Genomic DNA, 23,337 nt, shown 5'->3' on the forward strand with positions numbered 1-23,337 from the left:
TTAAGCCATTTAATTTTAACTGAGTGGTTTAAGAGACCGAGTTAAAACTCGTATTTCTATCGACAAGATATTCACGGCAATGTGACATTCATATCAGTGACAAGTCTAAAATCGACGCAGTGCTAAATGAATAACTCGAGGAGTAGTTATGGGAAATATCGTTGAGCAGTTGCTGTTTTCGGCCTCGATTACGGGCCCCATCTGTTTGATGTTAGCACTCGGTGTGCTCCTAAAACGCACCCAAATCATCAATGAAAACTTTATTGATGTCGCATCAAGATTAGTCTTTAACGTGACGCTGCCAGCCTTGCTGTTCCTTAGCATTATTAGCTCAAATCACGATCTCGCCTCCAGTGCGCCCTTGATTGGCTATGGTTTAACGGCCAATTTCCTGTTTTTCATACTCTCCACCTATGCAACTGGGCGGCTATTTCCCAAGCACAAAGACCAAGGAGTGATCATTCAAGGGGGTTTTAGGGCCAATACCGCCATTATCGGCTTAGCTTATGTTTCCAACGCCTATGGGAGTTCTGGTGTTGCCTTAGCCGCGGTCTATGTTGCCTCGATGACGCTGCTGTATAACATTCAAGCGGTTATTTGCCTAAGCCCTAAAGGCGAAGAATCCAGCCAACGTGCATTTGGCGTGATCATCAAGACCATCACCAAAAACCCGTTGATCATTGCCATTATGGCAGGCATGTTGTTCTATTTGCTTGCTATTCCAGTACCGAAAATGGTGCTTGATGCGGGACAATACTTCGCCAATATGACCCTGCCATTAGCGCTACTGTGTACCGGCGGTTCGCTCGATGTTGGTTCACTCAAACATGAAAAGCATACAACTTGGTTCTCGACCGCATTGAAACTGATCTTTGCCCCGCTTTTTATCACGATTGGGGCCTTGCTGTTGGGCTATCGAGGGATTGAGTTAGCAATGGTCTTTTTAATGAGTTCTGCACCCACCGCAGCCGCAAGCTATGTGATGGCGCGCGCCATGGGTGGCAATGCGCCCCTTGCGGCCAATATTATTGCGCTAACCACGGTCTGCTCGCTGATCACGTGCACCTTAGGCATCTTTGTATTGTCCACTTTGGAGCTAATCTAGCAGCAGCTAAAGGCTAAGAGCTGATTGCACAATCAGCTAGAGGAACGGATTTGAGTGACTATAAATAACAATAAAACCACAATAAAAAAGGCGAGCCATGCTCGCCTTTCGTTTAGGAATAAAACAGTTAGATTGTCATCATAAGCCGCTTTATGAATGGATTAGACCGGATTGGTGATATCCACAAAATGGTGCACGAGATCAAACTCGCGGGCGAGGTGACGGCCTAAGGCTTGAATACCAAAACGTTCTGTCGCATGGTGCCCAGCCGCAAAATAATGTATGCCCTGCTCTACCGCACTGTGAAACGTTCGCTCGGACACTTCACCACTGATAAACGCATCCACGCCTAAACTCGCCGCAACATCGATATAATCCTGTGCGCCACCAGTACACCAAGCTACATGTTGGATCTTTGCATCGCTATCACCAATGTGCAGTGGGGCTCTGCCTAAAGCATTCTCAAGGGTGTGAGAAAATTCGCTAGCACTGACTGCAAGATCAAGTTTTCCACGCCACAGTAGCCCCTGAGCCACCTCTTCAATGGCTTCTGCGTCGATGATCCCAAGCTGTCTCCCCAAAGTCGCGTTATTACCGAGCATTGGGTGGGCATCTAAGGGTAAATGATATCCAAACAAGCTAATATCATGCTTGAGCAGCGCCTTAATTCGGCGTTGTTTCATGCCTGTGATCACTTCAGGCTCATTCTTCCAAAAAAAGCCGTGATGAACCAATATCGCATCGGCGTTTAATCGAATCGCTTCATCGATCAAGGCCTGACACGCAGTCACGCCCGTCACTATGGTGCAGATTTCATCCTTGCCTTCTACCTGAAGCCCATTGGGCGCGTAATCTTTAAACGCCGATACATGTAAAAAATCGGCTAAATATTGAGTTAATTCTGTCCGTGTCATTGCATTACCGTCCTTTACTCGAGATGACCATTTACTGAAGATGACGACTTAATCAAGATAAGACAGTCGCTTACATCGCGACATCAACACGCACACCACCTTGTAGGTAGACGACACGTACTCTGTCACCCGCATTGAATACCATCCCAGCATCATAGTCTTGGATCACCATAACTTGGGTGCCATCTTCTTGATTGATCATCAATTCCACCAGCTTCAATGACTGCACGCTCGTGCCACTGCCATATCGATTACCGACACTGCCACCAATCAAGGCACCTAAAATGGTCGCCACATCACGGCCAGAACCGCCACCAAACTGATTACCAATCACCCCACCTGCTAAGGCGCCACCAAAGGTTTTCCAACCTCGATTACGGTCTTCAATCAGCTGGGTTTCAGTGATATTACGTACCGAAGTGATATCGCCATAGAGCACTTTCTCGACAGGCACTGCTTGATTACGGTCATAACCCGCACTCGCGGGGCTGAGGATAAACGCAAAAATAAACATAAAGCTTGCTAGAGTAGGTTTCCACATATCTGAATTTCCGCTAACTTAATAATAAGGTCTATAACTAAATCATACTCAATTGTGAAGTCACTGTCTTTTCTGAATCACGAATTTGAAGCTTTTCCTTCACCCGAACTCGCCTTAACCGATCCTAATGGGTTATTGGCTATCGGCGGCGACTTACGTCCTGAGCGCTTACTCTCGGCTTACTACAACGGTATTTTTCCTTGGTTTAACTCAGATGATCCTATTTTGTGGTGGTCGCCCGATCCCCGCGCCGTGTTTATTCCCGGTGAAATACACATCAGCACAAGTTTGCGGAAATACTTAAAAAAACAACCTTGGCGGATCACAATCAATCACGCTTTCACCGATGTAATGGCGGGATGCGCGCAGCCAAGAGAGAAACAGAGCGGCACTTGGATCACCCAAGAAATTCAAATGGCCTATCGCGAACTGCATTACACAGGTCACGCCCATTCCATTGAAGTCTGGGAAGGCGAACGTTTAATTGGTGGGCTTTACGGCTTAGCAATCGGCCAAGTGTTTTGCGGCGAATCCATGTTTCACCGTAAAACTAATGCGTCCAAGGCCGCCGTTGCAGCGCTGCAACAGCATTTACTCAAAATGGGATTCAAACTCATCGATGCACAAGTGATGAATCCCCACCTAGAAAGTTTGGGAGCTAAAGCTATTAAACGCATTGATTTTATAACGTTACTGAGCGAACTAAGAAACAATCCCGTGGACCCAAATACTTGGGCCACTAAAGAGGTCATCCTTGAACTCGAGTAAAGCATCGATCGCTATCGGTATCAGTCAAATATTTCCCTGCAGCTACCTTGATGGCCAGCAGGAGCAGCTACTCGTCATCCAAGAAGATACGCTCGATCCTATTTTATTTGAGCGTTTGCTCGCGGTAGGTTTTCGCCGCAGTGGTAGCTCTATCTACAAACCACGCTGCCCTAGATGCAGTGCATGCCAACCAATCCGTGTACCAACCCATGAATTTGTCCCATCGAAACGCCAAAAACGCACTTTAGCAAAAAACCAAGATCTGACTTGGCGAATTACATCGGAGCAAACCGCCGAGCAATATACGCTATATGAACATTATATTCGTGGGCGACATTTTGACGGCCCCATGTTTCCCCCGAGCGAAGATCAATATAATCACTTTCTTTTTTGCCATTGGTTACCGCCAACGTTTATCGAAGTCTATGATGGAAATAAATTATTGGCAGTTGCGGTCACAGATAGTTTGCCCAATAGTCTTTCGGCAATTTACAGCTATTTTGACCCCGACGAAGAACATCGCTCCCTCGGCGCACTGTTAATTTTAATTCAGTGTCGACTGGCGAAACTCATGAATAAAGAATTTGTTTATCTCGGATATCAAATAGATGAAAACCGTAAGATGTCTTACAAGCGTTTGTATCGCCCTTATCAAATTCTGACACCGACAGGCTGGGAGTATTCCCAAGTTTGCTAAGTACTTCCCCTTTACAGCGGGGGGAATTTGGGGCATGATACGCCCGTTTTTTATATTCGAAGGCTAATGGGATAATTAATTAATGGCGAAAGAAGACAACATTGAAATGCAAGGCACTATCCTTGAAACCTTGCCAAACACAATGTTTCGTGTAGAGCTTGAAAATGGTCATGTGGTGATAGCCCACATTTCAGGCAAAATGCGTAAAAACTACATCCGGATCCTTACTGGCGATAAAGTTACCGTCCAGCTGACTCCTTATGATCTGACCAAAGGTCGCATTGTCTTCCGCGCACGCTGATATAGCCTCTTAGATTTAAAAACCCGGCAAGGCCGGGTTTTTTTGTTTGCGAAAGATGAAAAAAATGGCTGCAATTGCAGCCATTTTTATGTCTAAAACTAATGGATAATCAAGCGTTAAGCTTTTGTTGTCGCTTTTTCGTGACGTTCGGTACGAATGACAATCTCGCCCTCCTTCACATCCACATGCGCAACACCACCTGACTCTAAGACACCAAATAATATCTCATCTGCCAATGGACGTTTGATCAATTCGGTCACGACCCGAGCCATTGGACGTGCGCCCATGTTCTTATCGTAGCCTTTCTCGGCCAACAAGGTTCTGGCTTCGTCGCTGACTTCCAAAGTAACGTGTTTTGCATCCAACTGAGCCTGCAATTCCACCAAGAATTTATCGACCACTTTGGCGATAATCGTCATATCCAAATGATTGAACCAAATGATGGAATCGAGACGATTTCGAAATTCTGGCGAAAATACTCGATTAATTTCAGATAATGCATCTTGGGTGTGATCTTGCTGGGTAAAGCCAATAGACTTACGAATAGTCTCCTGTACACCCGCGTTAGTAGTCATCACCAAAGTCACATGTCTGAAGTCAGCCTTACGACCATTATTATCGGTCAAAGTACCGTGATCCATCACCTGCAACAGCAGGTTATAGACATCACGGTGGGCCTTCTCAATTTCATCCAATAGCACTACACAGTGCGGATTTTTAATCACAGCATCCGTGAGCAAGCCACCTTGGTCATAACCCACATAACCAGGAGGCGCACCAATCAGGCGTGACACTGTATGGCTTTCCATGTACTCAGACATGTCAAAGCGCACCAGTTTCATCCCCAAGCAGTTGGCCAGTTGGTTAGTGACTTCGGTTTTACCCACACCAGTGGGACCGGCGAATAAGAAGCTCCCCACAGGTTTTCGGTCAGCACCTAAGCCACTGCGCGATAAGCGAATGGCCGAACTCAGACTCTCAATGGCCTTATCTTGGCCAAAGACCACCATCTTAAGGTTACGCTCAAGATTACGCAGTAAGTCCTTATCAGTAGCGGATACCGACTTCTCAGGGATACGTGCCATTTTCGCCACAATCGACTCAATCTCGGCCTGGCCTATGGTCTTTTTACGTTTACTCATAGGCAGCATCACCATACGCGCACCCGCTTCATCAATCACATCGATGGCTTTATCGGGTAAATGCCTGTCGTTGATGTGCTTGGCCGACAATACTGCAGCGCTGCTGATCGCGGCCTGAGTATAACGAACCCCATGATATTCTTCGTATTTAGACTTAAGCCCCATCAAAATCTTAGTGGTTTCTTCCACTGAAGGCTCATTGATATCCACCTTTTGGAAACGACGTGCAAGTGCGCGATCTTTCTCAAAAATACTTTGATATTCTTGGAAAGTCGTCGAGCCCATGCAACGCAAATTGCCGCTAGATAGCAAAGGTTTCAGCAGATTAGAGGCATCCATTACGCCGCCAGAGGCCGCGCCCGCACCGATAATGGTGTGGATCTCATCGATGAATAGGATGGCATGCTTATCCGCCGCCAGTTCTTTTAACAGGTTCTTAAAGCGTTTTTCAAAGTCGCCGCGATACTTAGTTCCCGCCAGCAGTGAACCTAAATCCAAAGAATACACTGTGGCTTCAAGCATCACATCGGGCACTTGTTTATTGACGATACGATACGCCAACCCTTCGGCAATCGCCGTTTTACCTACACCCGCCTCACCCACTAACAGTGGATTATTTTTACGGCGACGGCACAGGGTTTGAATCGCGCGCTCAATTTCTTGGTCGCGACCAATCAGTGGGTCGATGATCCCTTGCTTTGCAAGTTGATTTAAGTTGGACGCAAATTGCGACAACATACTGCGCTCTTCGCTGCCTTCGCCCTGATCTTCGACACGTTCTTGATCTTGATGTGACTCAGCATCATCATTTTTGGCGAAACCATGGGAAATAAAATTCACTACATCGAGGCGACTAATGTCGCAGCGGCGCAGTAAATACACGGCTTGGGATTCTTGCTCACTGAAAATGGCAACTAACACGTTAGCGCCGTTCACTTCATTGCGACCCGATGACTGCACATGGAATACTGCCCGTTGCAGCACTCGCTGGAACCCAAGCGTCGGCTGAGTTTCTTTGTCATCATCAATATCGGCAATGATTGGGGTTGTTTGTTGGATAAAGCTTGCCACTTCATCTCTGAGTTTATCTAGATTCGCTCCACAGGCGATTAACGCTTCTTGAGCCGCAGGATTGTCGATCAGAGCTAATAACAGATGTTCCACTGTCATATACTCGTGACGCGCGTCTCTGGCTTGCTGAAACGCCAGATTTAAGGTGACTTCCAGATCTTTGTTCAGCATAAGCACCCCCAAAATTAACAACAGACTACAGAGTAAAGCGGTTTTATGCTTTCTCTAACGAACACAGTAACGGATGTTGGTTTTGTCTTGCAAATTGATTTACTTGTATCACCTTAGTTTCTGCAATCCCAAACGGGAAAATACCGCAAATTCCTTTTCCTTGGTGATGGATCGTCAACATGATATCGGTCGCTTCCTGCTCGTTCTTGCGAAAGAAAACCTGCAAAACTTCAATCACAAAATCCATTGGGGTGTAATCATCATTATTGAGTACCACCTTATACATCGAAGGCGGCATTAACTCTGATTCGACACGTTCTTCAACGTGTTCAATATTTCCTATCTTTGCCATTTTTTAATACTAACCTCTCGTGTTGGCCTCTTCCAATTGATCTGTTCAAATTAATCAGTTGTTACCCCTTTGTTAATTTTAGCTTGACTTCCGCATTTACTCCTTACATTCTGTTGTGCAGACGGTGAACGAATACCCGTCTATACAGGTTTTACTATCTTACTGGTAAGTAGACAACAGAAGGAAGTGGAAGTATGGCAAGCGGAACTGTTAAATGGTTCAACAACGCCAAAGGATTCGGGTTTATTTGCCCTGATCAAGGTGGTGAGGACGTTTTTGCACACTATTCTACCATTGAAATGGAAGGCTATCGAACTCTAAAAGCAGGCCAACCCGTTCAATTTGAAGTAGAAGCCGGTCCAAAAGGGATGCACGCTTCAGCCATTTCACCAACAAAATAACGTTTGGTGAGGCCAATGATCTAAAAGGCAGGGACTTGTCCCTGCCTTTTTATTGCTGCGTGTTTCATCAATTCTCACCACTTAATGCTGCATCGCTCATCATCATTTCGCATGAATTTAATTCAAGTTCAATCGCCGCACATCATCCATTGCATCCCAGCAAAAAGTTTTTATCATCGGTCTCGACAGCAAATTTAGGGTATAAAAAAGGATCTGCAATGCAGACCCTTTTTTAAAATCAGTCTAATGACTTACAACTTTACATCAATTTAGATGGCCCACACTGACGCACACGCCATCTAAAAGTGATAACGAGCGGGATTAAGCAATCAACAGCTTGTTCAACGTTTCGCTTGGGCGCATGGCTTTTTCAGCCTTAGCCGCATCTAAACGGTAGTAACCGCCTAAATCGACTGGTGCACCTTGTGCCGTCGCTAATTCAGCCACAATCACTTGCTCATTCGCCGCTAGCGCATGCGCTAACGGAATGAAGTGAGCTTGTAACTGCTCATCGCCCGTTTGCGCTGCTAAGGCTTGTGCCCAGTACATGGCTAAGTAGAAATGGCTGCCACGGTTGTCTAACTCACCGACTCTTCTTGATGGGGATTTATTGCTATCTAAGAATTGGCCAATGGCTTGATCTAAAGTATCGGCTAATACTTGGGCTTTTGGATTGCCCACGGTTTGGCTTAAATGCTCAAGAGACGCCGCCAGAGCCAAGAACTCACCCAGTGAATCCCAACGTAAGTGACCTTCTTTCTCAAGCTGTTGCACATGTTTAGGTGCACTACCGCCCGCACCTGTTTCAAATAGACCGCCGCCGTTCATTAATGGAACGATTGACAGCATTTTGGCACTGGTGCCTAGCTCGAGGATGGGGAACAAGTCAGTCAGGTAGTCACGTAGAACGTTACCCGTAACTGAAATGGTATCTTTGCCTTCTTTGATGCGAGCCAAAGACAAACGCGTAGCATCTTCTGGAGACATAATGCTGATGTCTAAGCCATCAGTGTCATGCTCTGGCAGATACTGCTGCACTTTAGCAATGATTTGCGCATCGTGGGCACGTTTGCTATCTAACCAGAATACCGCTGGAGTATTGCTTAAACGGGCACGGCGCACGGCCAGTTTTACCCAATCACGGATAGGTGCGTCTTTAACTTGGCACATTCTCCAGATATCGCCCGCTTCCACGTTATGGCTCATCAATACCTTACCGCTGGCATCAACAACGTTGACCACACCGTCAGCAGGAATTTCAAAGGTCTTATCGTGGCTGCCGTACTCTTCGGCTTTTTGCGCCATCAAGCCCACGTTTGGCACGCTGCCCATGGTTTTAGGATCAAAAGCGCCGTGCTCTTTACAGAAAGCAATCGTTTCTTGGTAGATACCGGCATAACAACGATCTGGGATCATGGCTTTAGTATCATGCAGTTGACCGTCTGGTCCCCACATTTGGCCAGATGAACGAATCGCAGCAGGCATAGACGCATCGATAATGATGTCGCTTGGCACGTGTAAGTTGGTGATACCTTTGTCAGAATCAACCATAGCCAATGCAGGACGCGCAGCGTAAACGGCGGCGATATCGGCTTCGACTTCGGCGCGGCTATCGGCAGCTAATGTCGCTATTTTGGCATAAACATCACCAAAACCGTTGTTAACATCTACGCCTAATTCAGCGAAAAGCGCCGCATGTTTGTCAAATACTGGCTTGAAGAATACCTTCACAGCGTGACCAAACATAATAGGATCAGACACTTTCATCATAGTGGCTTTCAGATGCAGCGATAACAGCACATCTTCAGCTCTGGCGTTGTCGATTTCACGCTCATAGAAGCTCACTAAGGCTTTTTTACTCAACACCGCAGCATCGATGATTTCGCCAGCCAGCAACTTAAGACCGGACTTGAGTACCACTTCTTGGCCATCTTTTTGGGTCAGCACGATATTCACGCTGCCCGCATCAGATAAAGTGACAGACTGTTCGCTGCCGTAGAAATCGCCTTCAGTCATGTGGGCAACGTGAGACTTAGAATCTTTGGCCCATTTCCCCATGGAATGCGGGTTTTTCTTGGCGAAGTTTTTCACCGATAATGGGGCGCGACGATCTGAGTTACCTTCACGCAGTACTGGGTTTACCGCACTTCCTTTGATCTTGTCGTAACGTGTTTTAATTGACTTTTCAGCGTCGGTTTTTGGCTCATCCGGATAATTAGGGATGTCGTAACCTTTTTGCTGCAGTTCAAGGATACAGGCTTTTAATTGTGGGATCGAAGCACTGATATTTGGTAACTTGATGATGTTCGCTTCTGGCTGATTCGCTAACTCGCCAAGCTCTGTCAGATGGTCGCCAATCTTTTGTGCTTCGGTCAGTTGCTCAGGGAAACTGGCAATAATACGGCCCGATAACGAGATATCACGGGTTTCAACCGCAACGCCCGCGGCGTCGGTAAACGTTCTAATAATAGGTAAGAGTGAGAGGGTGGCCAGTGCTGGCGCTTCGTCTGTTTCAGTGTAAATAATTGTTGATGAGTTATCTTTCATGTTACATCCTACATTATTGTAAAATTTAATATTTTTTATAATAATTTTATAGCATGGCGAACAAATCTGAGCACAGGGAAAATATCAATCAAGGCAATCGACCACGCCCTCACCTTTCAAATTCTCAATGCCCTTCTGTCTTTGCGCGCAAGCTAAAATTTGTTACAACGACTCATTAAAACCTAATAAACATTTAGGCACAGATCACATTTTCTGGCCGACATCATAGAGCATTCACAATAATATTCAAATTCCACTAACGGCGAATGCCAAGTACACTATGACCACATTAACGACTCAATCAAGTCAGGTAAGCGTGTCTCAACCTCCTGTTAGCAAAAGTATGACCAAAAACAAGTTTCCACCTAAAGGTGCCAATGCCAGCGCAAGTTCCCCAGCCAAGAGCCCGATTAAACCCGCTAAGCCCGCCAGCAGAGGCCCTGCCAACCGCGCTACCGCCGTAGATAGCAAAGTGGCGCCAGCACGAAATGCCAATGGCAGTTTAAAGAAAGAACCTTTTAAAAATCCTAATCGACGCGCAATTGCGGCGGCAAAACCGGTGCAGAGCCAAACGCTCGCGCCGATTATTGTGCTGTTTAATAAGCCTTTTGATGTACTTTGCCAGTTTACCGATGAACAAGGTCGTAAGACCCTAAAAGACTATATCCCGATTGCTGACGTGTATGCCGCAGGCCGCTTAGACAGAGACAGTGAGGGCTTATTGTTGCTGACCAATGACGGTCAATTACAGGCAAGACTGACAGAGCCAAAAAAGAAAACCTTTAAAACCTATTGGGTGCAAGTAGAAGGCGTTCCGACGGAAGATGTACTGACAAAACTGCGCCAAGGTGTTGAATTAAATGATGGTATGACGCTGCCTGCTAAAGTCAAAATCATGGATTCACCCGACATTTGGCCACGTAATCCACCGGTGAGAGAGCGCAAAAATATCCCAACAACTTGGCTAGAAATCCAAATTCATGAAGGCCGCAACCGCCAAGTCAGACGCATGACAGCGCATATCGGTTTTCCGACCTTAAGATTAATCCGTTATAAAATAGGCCAATGGAGTCTAGATAATTTGCCATCGGGTGAGCACAAATGTATCCGTCTCGGTGATGAAGTCTAAATTTCAGCCTACTTTCTTCATTCAAATCCACTCAAAGGAGGCTCCATGAGTCAAAGATATAAACCCAATGTGACCGTCGCTTGTATTGTTCATGCAACTTCACAGGACAAATATCTGATGGTAGAAGAGTGGATTGAAGGCGAGCAACGCTTTAATCAACCCGCGGGTCACTTAGAAGCGAATGAAAGCTTGATCCAAGCCTGTGAGCGCGAAGTGTTTGAAGAAACGGGGTTATCACTCAAAGCCCAAGGACTCGTCGGCATTTATCAACTTAGCGCCAGTGAAGACTTAGCCTTTGTGCGCTTTACTTTTTTCGTGCAGTTAGATGATATGCCCTCACCTGCGCCGCAGGATAAAGCGATCCATAGTGCGCATTGGTTAAGTCTTGCGCAGATAGAAGCCATGCCATCTTTACTGCGCAGCCCCTTAGTACTCGATTGCTTAAAAGACTATCTCAATCAGGCACAAAATGGCCAAACTTATCCCCTTAGCTTACTCAATAGTGACCGCCTCACGATAGCCCAAGCGAGTAAGGCGTGATAGAATACCGCCCCGCATAAACGGCTGGTTAAGCTTAATGCGTGTGCTACTGCAGAGGCCTTGTACAGCAAATAAATAGTTGGCCGTAAATGCGAGGTTTACTGACAGTTTGCGGACTCATTTTATTTGATAGCGCTGGAAAAGTTTGATTTAGCAATCAGCAGCACAGCACCTAGATGTAAAGTTAGCTTGGATTTAAAGTGAGCTTGGATTTTTAGTTAGCCCATATTTTTAGTTAGGTTAGGTATTTTTGTTACGCGCTCAATGTCGCGGCTTAAATTCATCCACCTAGCCAACACACATACTCAATGGTTTTTAGGATTTATGACATCAATCGAACCCACTCATACAGGAAAAAAAGTCATTGTCGGCATGTCCGGCGGTGTAGATTCATCTGTTTCAGCCTATTTGCTTATGCAGCAAGGCTATCAGGTTGAAGGCCTTTTCATGAAGAACTGGGAAGAAGATGACAATAACGAGTACTGCGCGGCCGCAGAAGATTTAAAAGATGCCCAAGCCGTGTGCGACAAGCTCGGGATCAAGCTACATACAGTCAACTTTGCTGCCGAATATTGGGACAATGTATTTGAGTATTTCCTCGCCGAATACAAAGCGGGCCGCACGCCAAATCCCGATATCATGTGCAACAAAGAAATCAAATTTAAGGCATTTTTAGAATTTGCCGATGAAATCCTCGACGCTGATTACATCGCAATGGGCCACTATGTTCGCCGTCGCGATAACAGCGATGGCAGTACGCAAATGCTCCGTGGCGTTGATGGCAATAAAGATCAAAGTTATTTCCTCTACACCCTTAGCCATGAGCAAGTTGCCCGAAGCCTGTTCCCTGTCGGTGAGCTCGAAAAATATCAAGTTCGTGAAATTGCGAAAGAAATGGGCTTAATCACCCATGACAAAAAAGACAGTACTGGCATCTGCTTTATCGGTGAGCGCAAGTTCACTGAATTTCTAGGGACTTATTTACCGGCGCAGCCTGGCAATATTGAAACCCCAGAAGGCGAAGTCATAGGCACGCACCAAGGACTCATGTACCACACCTTAGGCCAACGTAAAGGCTTAGGCATTGGCGGCATGAAAAACAGCAATGACGATCCTTGGTATGTGGTCGATAAAGATCTTGAGCGTAACGTATTGATCGTGGGTCAAGGCGGACACCATCCCCGTTTGATGTCGACCGGCATGACAGTTAACCAACTGCATTGGGTAGATAGAACTGGGCCTGTCGATGGTTGTCATATCGCAGTGAAAACCCGTTATCGCCAACAAGATGTGCCTTGTACATTAACCTACACAGATGAACACACCTTGCGCGTGGTCTTCGATGAACCTGTAGCGGCGGTGACGCCTGGACAGTCTGCGGTATTTTATGATGGTGAAGTCTGCCTAGGTGGCGGCATCATAGATCAATTAATCCGAGGGTAAAGTGTGAACGAGCAACTCATTAATCGGACGATGGCGTTTGCAGGCATACTGCAAGCCATTGCCCAAGTTCAACATTTAGCGCGCCATGGCGAATTGGATAATGCCGAGCTCGCAGCGAGCTTAAACACCATTCTCATCACCAATCCTGACAATACGGCCGATGTCTACCAAGATAAAATCGTATTGCAAAAAGGCTATAAACTGATCCTGAATCAGCTCGGTGACAGCAGCCAAAAAGATGTTGAAATCACCCGCTATTTAGTGGGCGTGCTTGCCCTTGAGCGTAAACTCGTGCGCTCTAACAGTGGCTTAGGCATGTTGGCTGAACGTATTAATCAAGTGAATCGCCAGCTACATCATTTTGCCATCACAGATGAGCAAGTTGTTGCCAATCTTGCCAGCATTTACAGTGACATCATCAGTAATTTAGGGCCCAAAATCCAAATATCGGGTAATCCCGTGTGTTTGCAGCGCCCTATTGTACAACATAAAATTCGTGCTCTGTTGCTTGCCGCTATACGCAGTGCAGTATTGTGGCGTCAGTTGGGCGGTAAACGTCGACACTTAGTCTTCGCCCGCAAAGCCATAGTCGATACAGCCAAGAAAAGTCTTACCCTATAATAAAATTAGCGTTCATCAAGGAGCTTCACATGGATCTTTCCGCACTAACTGCTATCTCTCCGGTAGACGGTCGTTATGGTAGTAAAACCGCGTCATTGAGAGGGATTTTCAGCGAGTTCGGTCTTACCAAGTACCGTGTTCAGGTTGAAATTAATTGGCTAAAACTGTTAGCCGACTGTCCAGATATTAGCGAAGTGCCAACATTGAGCGCGTCAGCTATCGCCGTGCTCGATGGCATTAAAGACAATTTCAACGAACAAGATGCGCTGCGTGTTAAGGCTATCGAAAGCACCACTAACCACGATGTAAAAGCGGTTGAATACTTCATTAAAGAAAAAATCGCGGACAATAGCGAATTAGCGGCTGTGGGTGAGTTTGTTCACTTTGCTTGTACTTCCGAAGATATCAACAACTTAAGCCACGGTTTAATGCTGACTGAAGCCCGTGAACAAGTCTTACTGCCCTACTGCAACGAGTTGCTGACGGCAATTAAAAAGCTGGCGATTGAATATCGCTCTGTGCCATTAATGTCACGTACCCATGGCCAACCCGCTTCACCTTCGACGCTCGGTAAAGAGATGGCGAACGTGGCTATGCGCCTTGAACGTCAAATCAAACAAATCGCTAATGTCGAAATCATGGGCAAACTGAACGGTGCCGTCGGTAACTACAATGCTCACCTGTCTGCCTATCCTGAAGTTAACTGGCATGAACTGTCTGAGCGTTTTGTGACTAGCCTTGGCCTACACTGGAATGCCTACACGACGCAAATCGAGCCACACGATTACATTGCCGAACTGTTTGATGCGGTTGCCCGTTTCAACACTGTGCTGATTGACTTTGACCGTGATATTTGGGGTTACATCGCCCTAGGTCACTTCAAACAACGCACTATCGCCGGTGAAATCGGTTCATCGACTATGCCGCACAAAGTTAACCCCATCGATTTTGAAAATTCTGAAGGTAACTTAGGTATCGCTAACGCGCTGATGCAACATTTAGCGTCTAAGCTGCCGCTATCAAGATGGCAACGTGACTTAACTGACTCGACTGTACTGCGTAACTTAGGTGTGGGTATTGCCCATGCGTTGATAGCGTATCAAGCGACCTTAAAAGGCATCAGCAAGTTAGAAGTTAACGAAGCGCATCTGCGTGATGAGTTAGATCACAACTGGGAAGTGTTAGCAGAACCTGTACAAACGGTAATGCGTCGTTATGGTATTGAAAAGCCATACGAAAAATTAAAAGAACTGACGCGCGGTAAACGTATTGACGCGCAGCAACTGTCAGTGTTTATTGACGGACTTGAATTACCAGACTCAGTGAAAGCTGAACTGAAGAAAATGACGCCAGCCAATTACATTGGTCGCGCCGAAACGTTTGTCGACGAACTGAAGTAAGTTATTAATTAAAATTGGCGATTAACTAATATTAAGCTATTGACTGAAATTAGTTATTAACTGAAGTTGGCGACGGACAATACTCTTTCTTAAACAGAAATAAGGATTAAGGCGACCCACATCACCGCGATGTGGTCGCCTTTTTTAACACTATGTATACACTCAATCTCGATATCGCCCAGTTTCTTAGTGAATACTGGCAAAAGAAACCCCTGTTGATCAAAAAAGCATTTCCGCAATTTGAAGATCCTATCAGCGCCGATGAATTAGCAGGCCTTGCCTGTGAAGAAGAAATCTCTTCACGCATCGTCGTCACCAAAGACAATGATTGGGAAGTAGTGCAAGGTCCGTTTGAAGATTACGACAGCTATGGCGAAACCCATTGGCAGTTATTAGTGCAAGCAGTCAACCATTGGTATCCAGATTCGCAACCATTAGTTGAAGCTCTACGCTTTTTACCTGACTGGCGCTTCGATGACTTGATGGCATCATTTGCAACCCCAAATGGCGGTGTCGGCCCGCACGTCGATAACTACGATGTGTTTATCATTCAAGGCGAAGGTGAACGTCGCTGGACTGTGGGTGACAATACCCCGCAACAACGCCGTGGCGGTAATCCAAACTCGCCGCTGGTTGAAGACTTCACACCCATTATCGATGTAGTGTTAGAAAAAGGCGACATGCTTTATATTCCACCTGGTTTCCCACACTGCGGCGAAACCCTAACTGTGGCAATGAGTTACTCGATTGGTTTCCGTGCACCAAGCCAGCAAGAATTGGTCAGTGAAGTCGCCGATTATTTGCTCGACAATAACTTAGGTCAGCAGCGTTTCACGTCGCAAACTGAGCCGAGTTCAGCCGGTATCGTCAGCCAAGATCATCAAGTGGGCATAATGTCACTCTTGAGTCAGCTGAGCCAAGATCCCAATAGCTACCAAATCGTGTTAGGTAAGCTACTCAGTCAAAACCGTTTCGAACTTGATTTGTGTGAAGGCGAAGAAGCTTACAGCATGGAAGATTTGCAAGATGCCTTCGCCCAAGGTGCTGGAGTGAGCCGTATCGGTGGTTTGAAAGTATTACGCCTTGAAAATGACGCCACGCCGCGATTATTCATCAATGGTGATGTACACGAACTGCCCCAAACACCGGCAGACGTAATCGCACAGTTGAGCGATAACGTCAGCTTAAACGCCGATGAAGCGACTGAAATATGTCAGCATGAAGAAGTCCAAGCCTTACTGTTGAAACTCATCAATCAAGGTTTCTACTACTTGAGCGACAGCGAAGAATAAGCCCTATCGACTTTGTTCGATGACCTTGTTCTTAACATAGGAAATCAACATAAAAGTCAATATAAAAAAGGCACTCAACTGAGTGCCTTATTGTTATTTCAATTATCAGTATCAATCAACACAAGTGACTGTATTAACTCAATACTATCTAAATACAATCCTCAACTCATTTGAGTTTAAGCATTCCACAGTTTATCGTCGTTGTGCATACGATATAAACTCTCGGCACGCGATACTAATAGTTGAGCAAATTTAGCCTGAGTGGCATCACGGGTTGCACCCGAACGCACTAAGTTTTCCGCCTGCATTTGCCACATCATAGAGAAATGACGCACGGCATCACGGGCCGTAGCCGCCACTTTCACATCGACAAAATCCGACGGTAAATCACCTGACATCACCCAATAGGTTTTGTTGCTTGGACGCTTTGATTCCATCTTCCAAATCGCCATATAAGGCGCAAGATAACGGCTTTCATCGGCTAGGACTTTGCTTGGGATCACGCCTTTTTCAGCGAGAAAACGATTGGCTTTTTGAAATTGAGTTCTGACCCACTCTTGACGCAGCTTTTCTATTTCTTCAGCTGATAAATTTTGTTGAGTTTGGTCGACAGCTTGTTCAGTCATACTTCCGTCCTATCTTATTGTTATAACGCGAGCCTAATTCTTGGGATCAGTGCGCGATTCATTCTATTCGTTACGTTAAATTCAGTACAATCCATTCTTAATCATAAAGCTTACGTTTACGTAAAGTGGAAAGCTAAATTGCCACAAATAATGTATTTATTCGGTCATTATGCATGGTTGAGAGTATCGCTAAATGCTATGGTTCTGCAATAAATATAACAAGCAGTCGATAGAGGCTCACCTCGTCGGCTTTTTCATTGTGTATAGCGGAGAACTTCACGTGGCTGTATTTAATCATGTATCCTTTGACGAACATGAACAGGTCGTATTCTGTCATGATAAAGAAAGTGGCTTAAGAGCCATTGTCGCCATCCATAACACGAATTTAGGCCCTGCTGTGGGTGGATGTCGTATGTGGAACTATCAATCGGACGACGAAGCGCTAACAGACGTATTACGTCTTTCCCGTGGTATGACCTACAAAAACGCACTTGCGGGCCTTACCATGGGCGGCGGCAAATCCGTGATTATTGCCGATCCTAAGCGCCCTGACCGTGAAGCCCTCTTCCGCGCCTTTGGTCGCTTTATCAATAGTCTCGGCGGCCGTTATTACTCCGCTGAAGACGTCGGCACGACCACAGCTGATATTATGATCGCCCATGAAGAAACCCCTTATATGGCGGGTCTTGAAGGCAAGAGTGGCGATCCATCCCCGTTCACAGCACTTGGTACCTATTTAGGTATTAAAGCTGCAGTAAAACATAAGCTAGGGTTAGATAGCCTAAAAGGGCTTAAAATCGCCGTTCAAGGTGTAGGCCATGTGGGTTATTACCTGTGCAAACATTTGCATGAAGAAGGCGCTGAACTGATTGTGACTGATATTCATCAGGCCTCATTAGATAAAGTTGCCACGGATTTTGGTGCCATTATCGTCGCGCCGCAGGACATCTACGCCCAAGATGTGGATGTGTATGCTCCTTGTGCCCTTGGCGCAACCTTAAACGATACGACCTTACCGCAACTGAAAGCCAAAATTGTTGCTGGCTGTGCCAACAACCAATTAGCCGAAGTACGCCACGGTGAACAACTGAAAGAAATGGGCATACTGTACGCGCCAGACTATGTGATCAACGCAGGCGGCATTATCAACGTGTCGTTCGAAAAAGATTACGACGCAGCAAAATCGACTGCTAAAGTAGAAGAAATTTACAACACGCTGCTGAAAATATTCAGCCAAGCCGATGCACAGAACCGTACAACTGGCGCCGTGGCTGATGAAATGGCAAAAGCCATTATCGAAGCCGCTAAGCAGTAATTTTTTACGCGTTTATTATTTTTTATGCCCGTCAAATATTGAAAAAAGCGACCTCAGGTCGCTTTTTTGTTATCTAAAATTTAATCTATCACTAAGCTCATGGTTTAGCCGCGCTTTTAATTTCGACACAGAATATTCATTTAATCACGCTGGAAAACGTCATATTTGTCTGCTTGAATTAGTCTATCAGGTCCCAGCACAGGATAGCGCTATGATCCGTTTCAAATATGATCTCAACCAAGATGTGGTAGAACTGCAAGCCAGCAATTGGAGTGGTTTAGAGCGGGTCTTCGTTAATGGCCAAATGGTGTCGCACAAGCTTAACTTTAAGCCTCAAAGCGAGCATACCATTCAGCTTAAAGACGGCGCGCCTTGCAAGTTTGAACTGCTTATCGATCCCCAAACCGATGAACTCATGTGCCGAATTTATAAGCAACATAGACTCGTCGCTAGCCTAAAACAAGGCAAAGAAAATTTATTAGCCAGCCGGCGTTATTTACAGCACTCAGTGATAGCCGTCAGTCTGCTTTGCGTCTTTGCACTTTACTTGAATTAATCAAACCAGTTTAATCCCGCAAAGTGAGGCATAGTGGGTGGGATTAAACTGGGAAAATGATTTAGATAACCACATACAGATAGCAGTGAAAACGGCTAAACCACAGTTTCCCTCCATACCCATTAGATTCAAAATTTCAAGCCAAACGGTTGATTTTATTTAATAGTAAAATGAATGTCTGTTGTTCATCTTCACTTAGATTTGACAGGAATTTTTCATTGACCCGCTCAGCTTCGCAGATAAGATCTTGCTCTAATGCTTTGGCTTCATCGGTCAAAAAGATTTGGAAAGCACGCCGATTATCGACTTCTTGATGACGAGTAATAAGACCTTGCACCTGCAACTGATCGAGTAAGCGCGTCATAGTGTAATTTGCCACATCGCAACGCTTAGACAATTCAGTTTGGCTTATGCCCTCTTCTTGCCACAAAGCAAACAGCACAGGCCACAGTTTTATATCGAGTTGATATCGCTTAAGATGCAGATCAAGCTCATTTTGCAGCTCGATATTTAAGTGGGATACAAGATAGCCTAAGCTTTCATGACGATTCAAACAGCACCTCCTACAGCAAAGGTTTAACGCGTTTTCACTTACTCTGCACGCCATCATAGGAACCCAGAGTTAGTTTTAATACTACCACTTAACCCATAATAAACTAGCTTAGACCACAGCAAATTATGCGATTAACCTACGAGCTCATTCCTCATCTAGATCAGATAAATTGAATTCATTCACAAAATTATAGTAACAGGCCCGACCTAATTTGCCCCATAAACCGCGCTCAAGCGGCAAATAAACACTGTCATCGGTGAGCTTCATCTGTTTTATATCGACTTTATGATGCTGTGTTTCAATACTGGTTCTTACATTGAGCAGCGAATGGGGTTGCGCTCGCTCGAAATCGACAATCAGTAAGGGAGCATCTTCAACCCGCACTCGCACCTTCTCCACTGGGGTAATTAAGAAATACTCATCATCGATGCAATGTAAAATACTGGCGAACAACTTAGCAAACTTTGCTGGTAGCGATGTGCCTAGATATGTCCAATCACCCAAGGCGTTAATGTCAAACAATGGGACTTCACTGCACAATGGCACAACCGAGGTTAGCCTACTATCAGCGGCGAATTGTTTGAGCGTGTGTTGAATACTGTCAGTCATCTTTTCCATCTAGGCCTCCATCATCCATAAAAAAACCAGCCTTGCGGCTGGCTTTAGTGTGACATTCAACACTGGGATATACCAGTGAGGATAATTACGATCTGACTAGCGCAATCAAAACGACATAAACACCACTAGATATTTACTAACTCGAGTAAGGCCTCAAGTGGATGCTTTGGCTTGTATCCGGCAAAACGTTTTACCTGACTACGGCACGAATAGCCAGACACTAACACTTGCGGCTGCTCAATTTTCGCTAGCGTTTGCTGCCAAGACATATCAAACAAGGCCTTAGAGCGCTCGAGGTTTTCTGCCTCATGACCATAGGTTCCCGCCATACCACAACAACCTAAATTGACTGCGGTTAACTTAGCGCCAAAATGGGCAAAGATTTTAGTCCACTCATTGGCGGTATTTGGCTTGGCCGTCGATTCGGTACAATGACTAAACCAAGTATATTGCTTACCTTGCGCAGCTTTTGCAGGTAAATCTTTGATGACATTCAGTAGCCATTCGTTGGCTAACTTGACCTCAAAATTACCGCGATTAGCCCCTAAGACTTCACGGTATTCATCGCGATAACACAAGACTAAGGCAGGATCGATACCGACCATGGGCATGCCCAGTTTATGGACTTGGTTCAGAAAGTCCGCACTCGACTGCGCCGTTTTAGCAAACTTATCTAAAAATCCCTTGATATGTGTTGGCTTACCATTGGGTTTGTAGGGCAATAACACCGGCTTTAAGCCGAGTTTTTCAATCAATTGGATAAAGCGCAGCACAAGACCTGAATCATAGAAACTGTTAAAGGGATCTTGTACCACCAACACAAACTGCGAGCGCTTCTCTTCTGGAATCGCTTGCAACGCAGCTAAGTCGTAACCGCGGCTTGCATGACCATCGAGTCTTTGCTTCAAAGTCGGCACAGATAACGCAGGCGCATCCACATAACCAATCGCCTGTTTAATCACCCATTGGCTCAATGGATTTTGTGCAACAAAGTTAGTGAGACGCGGTGCCGCGGCCATCAGTGGCAAGCTATCTTCAATTCCTGCAACGAGATAGTCTTTCGCGGGTCTTAAATAGCGTTGATAGTAAATATTGAAGAACTGCGCCCTAAACTTAGGCACATCCACTTTGACCGGACATTGTCCAGAGCAAGCTTTACAGGCTAAACAGCCCTTGAGCGATTCCATCACCTCGTGGGAGTAATCATAATCACGTTTGGCATTGATGGTATTTTGTATGCGCTGCAATATACCAAAAGGTTTCGCTTTTGCGAGGGCATTAACATCAACCCCTTCAGCCTCAAGCAGTCTTAGCCACTCTCTCATGAGCCCTGCACGCCCCTTAGGTGACTGCACTCTGTCACCCGTCACCTTAAACGATGGGCACATAGGCGAATAGCTACTGTAATTAAAACACAGGCCATTACCGTTACAATTCATCACATCGGGAAACGCATCACGCACATCAACGGGGATTTGTCGATCAAACTTACCGCGCTTAGCACTGTCGACATCGTAATAGAGGGCACCTGTATCTTTAGGCGCCACCAGCTTGCCGGGATTGAGTCGGTTATCGGGGTCAAACAAACCTTTAATATCTTGCAACACTCCGAAAAGTTCATCACCAAAGACAGCTGGACCGTATTCACCGCGCACGCCTTTACCGTGCTCGCCCCACATTAGGCCGCCGTATTTAAGCGTCAGTGCCGCGACTTGATCAGAAATGACTCGCAGTAATTTTTCATCTTCAACATCGCACATATCGAGCGCTGGACGAACATGCAACACGCCCGCATCCACATGGCCGAACATACCGTATTGCAGATTATGCCCGTCGAGTAACGCGCGAAACTCCATAATGTAATCGGCGAGTTTTTCGGGCGGTACCGCGGTATCTTCTGCAAAGGCGATGGGCTTACGGCGACCTTTAGTGGCGCCGAGTAAACCAACGGCTTTTTTGCGCATGCCGTAGATTTTTTCGATACTCGGCTTATCTTGCGTCACTTGGTAACCCAATACACCGCACTCGCCTTTACTGATCTGCTCAGTCAACACAGCTTCCAAACTCGCGAGCTTTTGCTCAACTTCGACCGTGTCACCTGCAAATTCGACCATATTGAGGCCATCAATAACTTTACCTGGCACTTCTTGGATAAGATCAGCCACCGAATGCCAGACAATATCTTCGCGGGCTAAATTAAGCACTTTTGAATCGACGGTTTCGACCACAGTCGCCCGCGCGGCAACTAAGGATGGCGCATGACGCAATGCCGATTGGAACGAATCGTACTTAATGTTCACCATAGCGCGCTCAGTCGGCAGCGGGGTGAGATTAAGTTTGGCTTCGGTTATCACCGCAAGCGTACCCTCTGAGCCTGTCAGAATTCGTGATAAATCGAATTGCGTCAGGTTGTCGTTCCACACGTGTTTTAAGTCATAGCCAGTGAGGAAACGATTGAGCTTAGGAAATTGGTTTTCTATCTGAGTTCGCTTTTCGCGGCATACCGCCGCCACAGCAGAAATCAGTTTCTGCCCCAGCGGATTATCACTGACATTATCGGGGTTACACAGTAGTCCCGCATCTAGGGGATGCGTATCCAGCACACTGCCATCGATCAACACACTGCGCAGCGCCAGCACGTGATCTGACGTCTTACCATAGACCAGTGAGCCCGCACCCGAGGCATCGGTATTGATCATGCCACCAATAGTGGCGCGGTTTGAAGTGGATAAATCGGGACTAAAAAAGAATCCATGGGGACGCAATGCATCATTAAGCGCATCTTTAATCACGCCAGCTTCAACTCGAACCCAACCTTGCTCAGCATTCACTTCGAGCACACGGTTCATGTAACGCGACACATCCAAAATCAAACCATGGGTCAGAGATTGTCCGTTGGTGCCCGTACCACCGCCCCGCGCACTGAAGGTCACGCTGCGAAATGCGTCCGTAGCTGCCAGTGTCAATGCAATTTGAATATCCTGCTGATTTTTAGGATAAAGCACAGCTTGAGGTAAGAATTGATATACAGAGTTGTCGGTGGCTTGCACTAAACGTGCGCTGTAACGTTTGTCTATATCACCGGAATACTCACTTTGCTCCAGTGCATCAAGGTATGCCAAATACACTGGCTCTAATGTTTGTTGATGTGATAGCAGGGGTAGCATAGATGGCTTCTGTCAATTATCGTTATGGCGCCATTATAAACAAAAAAAAGCCGCTAAAAAGCGGCTT

The 23,337-nt window shown here is 46.0% G+C and carries 22 protein-coding genes; 13 read left to right on the plus strand and 9 right to left on the minus strand.

Going from position 1 to position 23,337, the window contains the following annotated elements:
* The first annotated feature begins 148 nt into the window (after window positions 1-148).
* Window positions 149-1,105, plus strand: coding sequence for an AEC family transporter (locus L5M49_RS02955; protein ID WP_198572313.1), 957 nt, complete (start codon window positions 149-151; stop codon window positions 1,103-1,105).
* Between the two features lie 161 nt (window positions 1,106-1,266).
* Here the strand turns inward: L5M49_RS02955 and L5M49_RS02960 are convergent, their stop codons facing one another.
* The gene (locus tag L5M49_RS02960; RefSeq protein WP_263265421.1) at window positions 1,267-2,019 is read right to left on the minus strand and encodes a Nif3-like dinuclear metal center hexameric protein; all 753 of its coding nucleotides are present in this window, start codon (window positions 2,017-2,019) and stop codon (window positions 1,267-1,269) included.
* A 70-nt stretch (window positions 2,020-2,089) separates the two neighbouring features.
* On the minus strand, window positions 2,090-2,560 hold the full coding sequence (locus L5M49_RS02965) for a glycine zipper 2TM domain-containing protein (protein WP_063884453.1): 471 nt from the start codon (window positions 2,558-2,560) through the stop codon (window positions 2,090-2,092).
* 54 nt (window positions 2,561-2,614) lie between these two features.
* Here L5M49_RS02965 and aat point away from each other — a divergent pair, with 54 nt between their 5' ends.
* From aat to infA, 3 genes are all read left to right on the plus strand, one after another.
* Window positions 2,615-3,328: a leucyl/phenylalanyl-tRNA--protein transferase gene (gene aat, locus L5M49_RS02970; protein WP_263265422.1), complete on the plus strand. Its 714-nt coding sequence runs from the start codon at window positions 2,615-2,617 to the stop codon at window positions 3,326-3,328.
* On the plus strand, window positions 3,315-4,025 hold the full coding sequence (locus L5M49_RS02975) for an arginyltransferase (protein WP_028759740.1): 711 nt from the start codon (window positions 3,315-3,317) through the stop codon (window positions 4,023-4,025). Before aat ends, L5M49_RS02975 begins: the two co-directional genes overlap by 14 nt.
* Window positions 4,026-4,107: 82 nt before the next feature.
* Window positions 4,108-4,326 (plus strand): translation initiation factor IF-1, encoded by a 219-nt coding sequence (gene infA / locus L5M49_RS02980; protein ID WP_006081934.1) that lies wholly within the window; start codon window positions 4,108-4,110, stop codon window positions 4,324-4,326.
* 116 nt (window positions 4,327-4,442) lie between these two features.
* Here the strand turns inward: infA and clpA are convergent, their stop codons facing one another.
* Complete coding sequence (gene clpA, locus L5M49_RS02985; protein ID WP_028759739.1) at window positions 4,443-6,710, minus strand: ATP-dependent Clp protease ATP-binding subunit ClpA; 2,268 nt, start codon at window positions 6,708-6,710, stop codon at window positions 4,443-4,445.
* A gap of 43 nt (window positions 6,711-6,753) precedes the next feature.
* Entirely contained in the window at window positions 6,754-7,062 is a 309-nt protein-coding gene (gene clpS, locus L5M49_RS02990; RefSeq protein WP_006081936.1) for an ATP-dependent Clp protease adapter ClpS, read from the minus strand.
* 194 nt (window positions 7,063-7,256) lie between these two features.
* Between clpS and cspD the strand changes: the two genes are divergently transcribed.
* Window positions 7,257-7,463, plus strand: a complete 207-nt coding sequence (gene cspD, locus L5M49_RS02995) for a cold shock domain-containing protein CspD (protein ID WP_006081937.1) — start codon at window positions 7,257-7,259, stop codon at window positions 7,461-7,463.
* Between the two features lie 321 nt (window positions 7,464-7,784).
* Here cspD and L5M49_RS03000 read toward each other — a convergent pair whose 3' ends face one another.
* Window positions 7,785-10,010: an NADP-dependent isocitrate dehydrogenase gene (locus tag L5M49_RS03000; RefSeq protein WP_263265423.1), complete on the minus strand. Its 2,226-nt coding sequence runs from the start codon at window positions 10,008-10,010 to the stop codon at window positions 7,785-7,787.
* Between the two features lie 343 nt (window positions 10,011-10,353).
* On the opposite strand from L5M49_RS03000, the gene rluE reads away from it, so the two are divergent.
* From rluE to L5M49_RS03030, 6 genes are all read left to right on the plus strand, one after another.
* Complete coding sequence (gene rluE / locus L5M49_RS03005) at window positions 10,354-11,139, plus strand: 23S rRNA pseudouridine(2457) synthase RluE (protein WP_263265424.1); 786 nt, start codon at window positions 10,354-10,356, stop codon at window positions 11,137-11,139.
* Between the two features lie 45 nt (window positions 11,140-11,184).
* Window positions 11,185-11,679 carry an NUDIX hydrolase gene (locus L5M49_RS03010; RefSeq protein ID WP_212600198.1) on the plus strand — a complete coding sequence of 165 codons (495 nt, stop codon included), beginning with the start codon at window positions 11,185-11,187 and terminating at the stop codon, window positions 11,677-11,679.
* Between the two features lie 324 nt (window positions 11,680-12,003).
* Window positions 12,004-13,122, plus strand: coding sequence for a tRNA 2-thiouridine(34) synthase MnmA (gene mnmA, locus L5M49_RS03015; RefSeq protein ID WP_263138563.1), 1,119 nt, complete (start codon window positions 12,004-12,006; stop codon window positions 13,120-13,122).
* Between the two features lie 3 nt (window positions 13,123-13,125).
* Window positions 13,126-13,743, plus strand: a complete 618-nt coding sequence (gene hflD / locus L5M49_RS03020) for a high frequency lysogenization protein HflD (RefSeq protein WP_263265425.1) — start codon at window positions 13,126-13,128, stop codon at window positions 13,741-13,743.
* Between the two features lie 29 nt (window positions 13,744-13,772).
* Entirely contained in the window at window positions 13,773-15,143 is a 1,371-nt protein-coding gene (purB, locus tag L5M49_RS03025; RefSeq protein ID WP_263265426.1) for an adenylosuccinate lyase, read from the plus strand.
* A gap of 152 nt (window positions 15,144-15,295) precedes the next feature.
* Window positions 15,296-16,435, plus strand: a complete 1,140-nt coding sequence (locus L5M49_RS03030; RefSeq protein ID WP_263265427.1) for a cupin domain-containing protein — start codon at window positions 15,296-15,298, stop codon at window positions 16,433-16,435.
* 176 nt (window positions 16,436-16,611) lie between these two features.
* Here L5M49_RS03030 and L5M49_RS03035 read toward each other — a convergent pair whose 3' ends face one another.
* The gene (locus L5M49_RS03035; RefSeq protein WP_011789106.1) at window positions 16,612-17,061 is read right to left on the minus strand and encodes a DUF4826 family protein; all 450 of its coding nucleotides are present in this window, start codon (window positions 17,059-17,061) and stop codon (window positions 16,612-16,614) included.
* Window positions 17,062-17,341: 280 nt separating this feature from the next.
* Here L5M49_RS03035 and L5M49_RS03040 point away from each other — a divergent pair, with 280 nt between their 5' ends.
* Window positions 17,342-18,376, plus strand: coding sequence for a Glu/Leu/Phe/Val dehydrogenase dimerization domain-containing protein (locus L5M49_RS03040; protein WP_263265428.1), 1,035 nt, complete (start codon window positions 17,342-17,344; stop codon window positions 18,374-18,376).
* Between the two features lie 211 nt (window positions 18,377-18,587).
* A complete protein-coding gene (locus tag L5M49_RS03045) occupies window positions 18,588-18,932 on the plus strand; it encodes a hypothetical protein (protein WP_011789104.1) in 345 nt (114 codons plus the stop codon).
* A gap of 136 nt (window positions 18,933-19,068) precedes the next feature.
* Here L5M49_RS03045 and L5M49_RS03050 read toward each other — a convergent pair whose 3' ends face one another.
* From L5M49_RS03050 to L5M49_RS03060, 3 genes are all read right to left on the minus strand, one after another.
* Window positions 19,069-19,485, minus strand: coding sequence for a MarR family winged helix-turn-helix transcriptional regulator (locus L5M49_RS03050; protein ID WP_028759729.1), 417 nt, complete (start codon window positions 19,483-19,485; stop codon window positions 19,069-19,071).
* A 144-nt stretch (window positions 19,486-19,629) separates the two neighbouring features.
* Complete coding sequence (locus L5M49_RS03055) at window positions 19,630-20,103, minus strand: DUF1285 domain-containing protein (RefSeq protein WP_212600194.1); 474 nt, start codon at window positions 20,101-20,103, stop codon at window positions 19,630-19,632.
* Window positions 20,104-20,228: 125 nt separating this feature from the next.
* On the minus strand, window positions 20,229-23,270 hold the full coding sequence (locus tag L5M49_RS03060) for an FAD-binding and (Fe-S)-binding domain-containing protein (RefSeq protein ID WP_263265429.1): 3,042 nt from the start codon (window positions 23,268-23,270) through the stop codon (window positions 20,229-20,231).
* Between the last annotated feature and the right edge of the window lie 67 nt (window positions 23,271-23,337).

The organism is Shewanella sp. SM74 (assembly GCF_025653725.1).
Classification (GTDB): Bacteria; Pseudomonadota; Gammaproteobacteria; order Enterobacterales; family Shewanellaceae; genus Shewanella; species Shewanella oncorhynchi.

Bases quoted from the DNA above. Each gene is read 5' to 3' on its own strand.
- L5M49_RS02955 (WP_198572313.1), top strand. From the start codon at position 149: ATGGGAAATATCGTTGAGCAGTTGCTGTTTTCGGCCTCGATTACGGGC.
- L5M49_RS02960 (WP_263265421.1), bottom strand. From the start codon at position 2,019: ATGACACGGACAGAATTAACTCAATATTTAGCCGATTTTTTACATGTA.
- L5M49_RS02965 (WP_063884453.1), bottom strand. From the start codon at position 2,560: ATGTGGAAACCTACTCTAGCAAGCTTTATGTTTATTTTTGCGTTTATC.
- infA (WP_006081934.1), top strand. From the start codon at position 4,108: ATGGCGAAAGAAGACAACATTGAAATGCAAGGCACTATCCTTGAAACC.
- clpA (WP_028759739.1), bottom strand. From the start codon at position 6,710: ATGCTGAACAAAGATCTGGAAGTCACCTTAAATCTGGCGTTTCAGCAA.
- clpS (WP_006081936.1), bottom strand. From the start codon at position 7,062: ATGGCAAAGATAGGAAATATTGAACACGTTGAAGAACGTGTCGAATCA.
- cspD (WP_006081937.1), top strand. From the start codon at position 7,257: ATGGCAAGCGGAACTGTTAAATGGTTCAACAACGCCAAAGGATTCGGG.
- L5M49_RS03000 (WP_263265423.1), bottom strand. From the start codon at position 10,010: ATGAAAGATAACTCATCAACAATTATTTACACTGAAACAGACGAAGCG.
- rluE (WP_263265424.1), top strand. From the start codon at position 10,354: ATGACCAAAAACAAGTTTCCACCTAAAGGTGCCAATGCCAGCGCAAGT.
- L5M49_RS03010 (WP_212600198.1), top strand. From the start codon at position 11,185: ATGAGTCAAAGATATAAACCCAATGTGACCGTCGCTTGTATTGTTCAT.
- mnmA (WP_263138563.1), top strand. From the start codon at position 12,004: ATGACATCAATCGAACCCACTCATACAGGAAAAAAAGTCATTGTCGGC.
- purB (WP_263265426.1), top strand. From the start codon at position 13,773: ATGGATCTTTCCGCACTAACTGCTATCTCTCCGGTAGACGGTCGTTAT.
- L5M49_RS03030 (WP_263265427.1), top strand. From the start codon at position 15,296: ATGTATACACTCAATCTCGATATCGCCCAGTTTCTTAGTGAATACTGG.
- L5M49_RS03035 (WP_011789106.1), bottom strand. From the start codon at position 17,061: ATGACTGAACAAGCTGTCGACCAAACTCAACAAAATTTATCAGCTGAA.
- L5M49_RS03045 (WP_011789104.1), top strand. From the start codon at position 18,588: ATGATCCGTTTCAAATATGATCTCAACCAAGATGTGGTAGAACTGCAA.
- L5M49_RS03055 (WP_212600194.1), bottom strand. From the start codon at position 20,103: ATGGAAAAGATGACTGACAGTATTCAACACACGCTCAAACAATTCGCC.
- L5M49_RS03060 (WP_263265429.1), bottom strand. From the start codon at position 23,270: ATGCTACCCCTGCTATCACATCAACAAACATTAGAGCCAGTGTATTTG.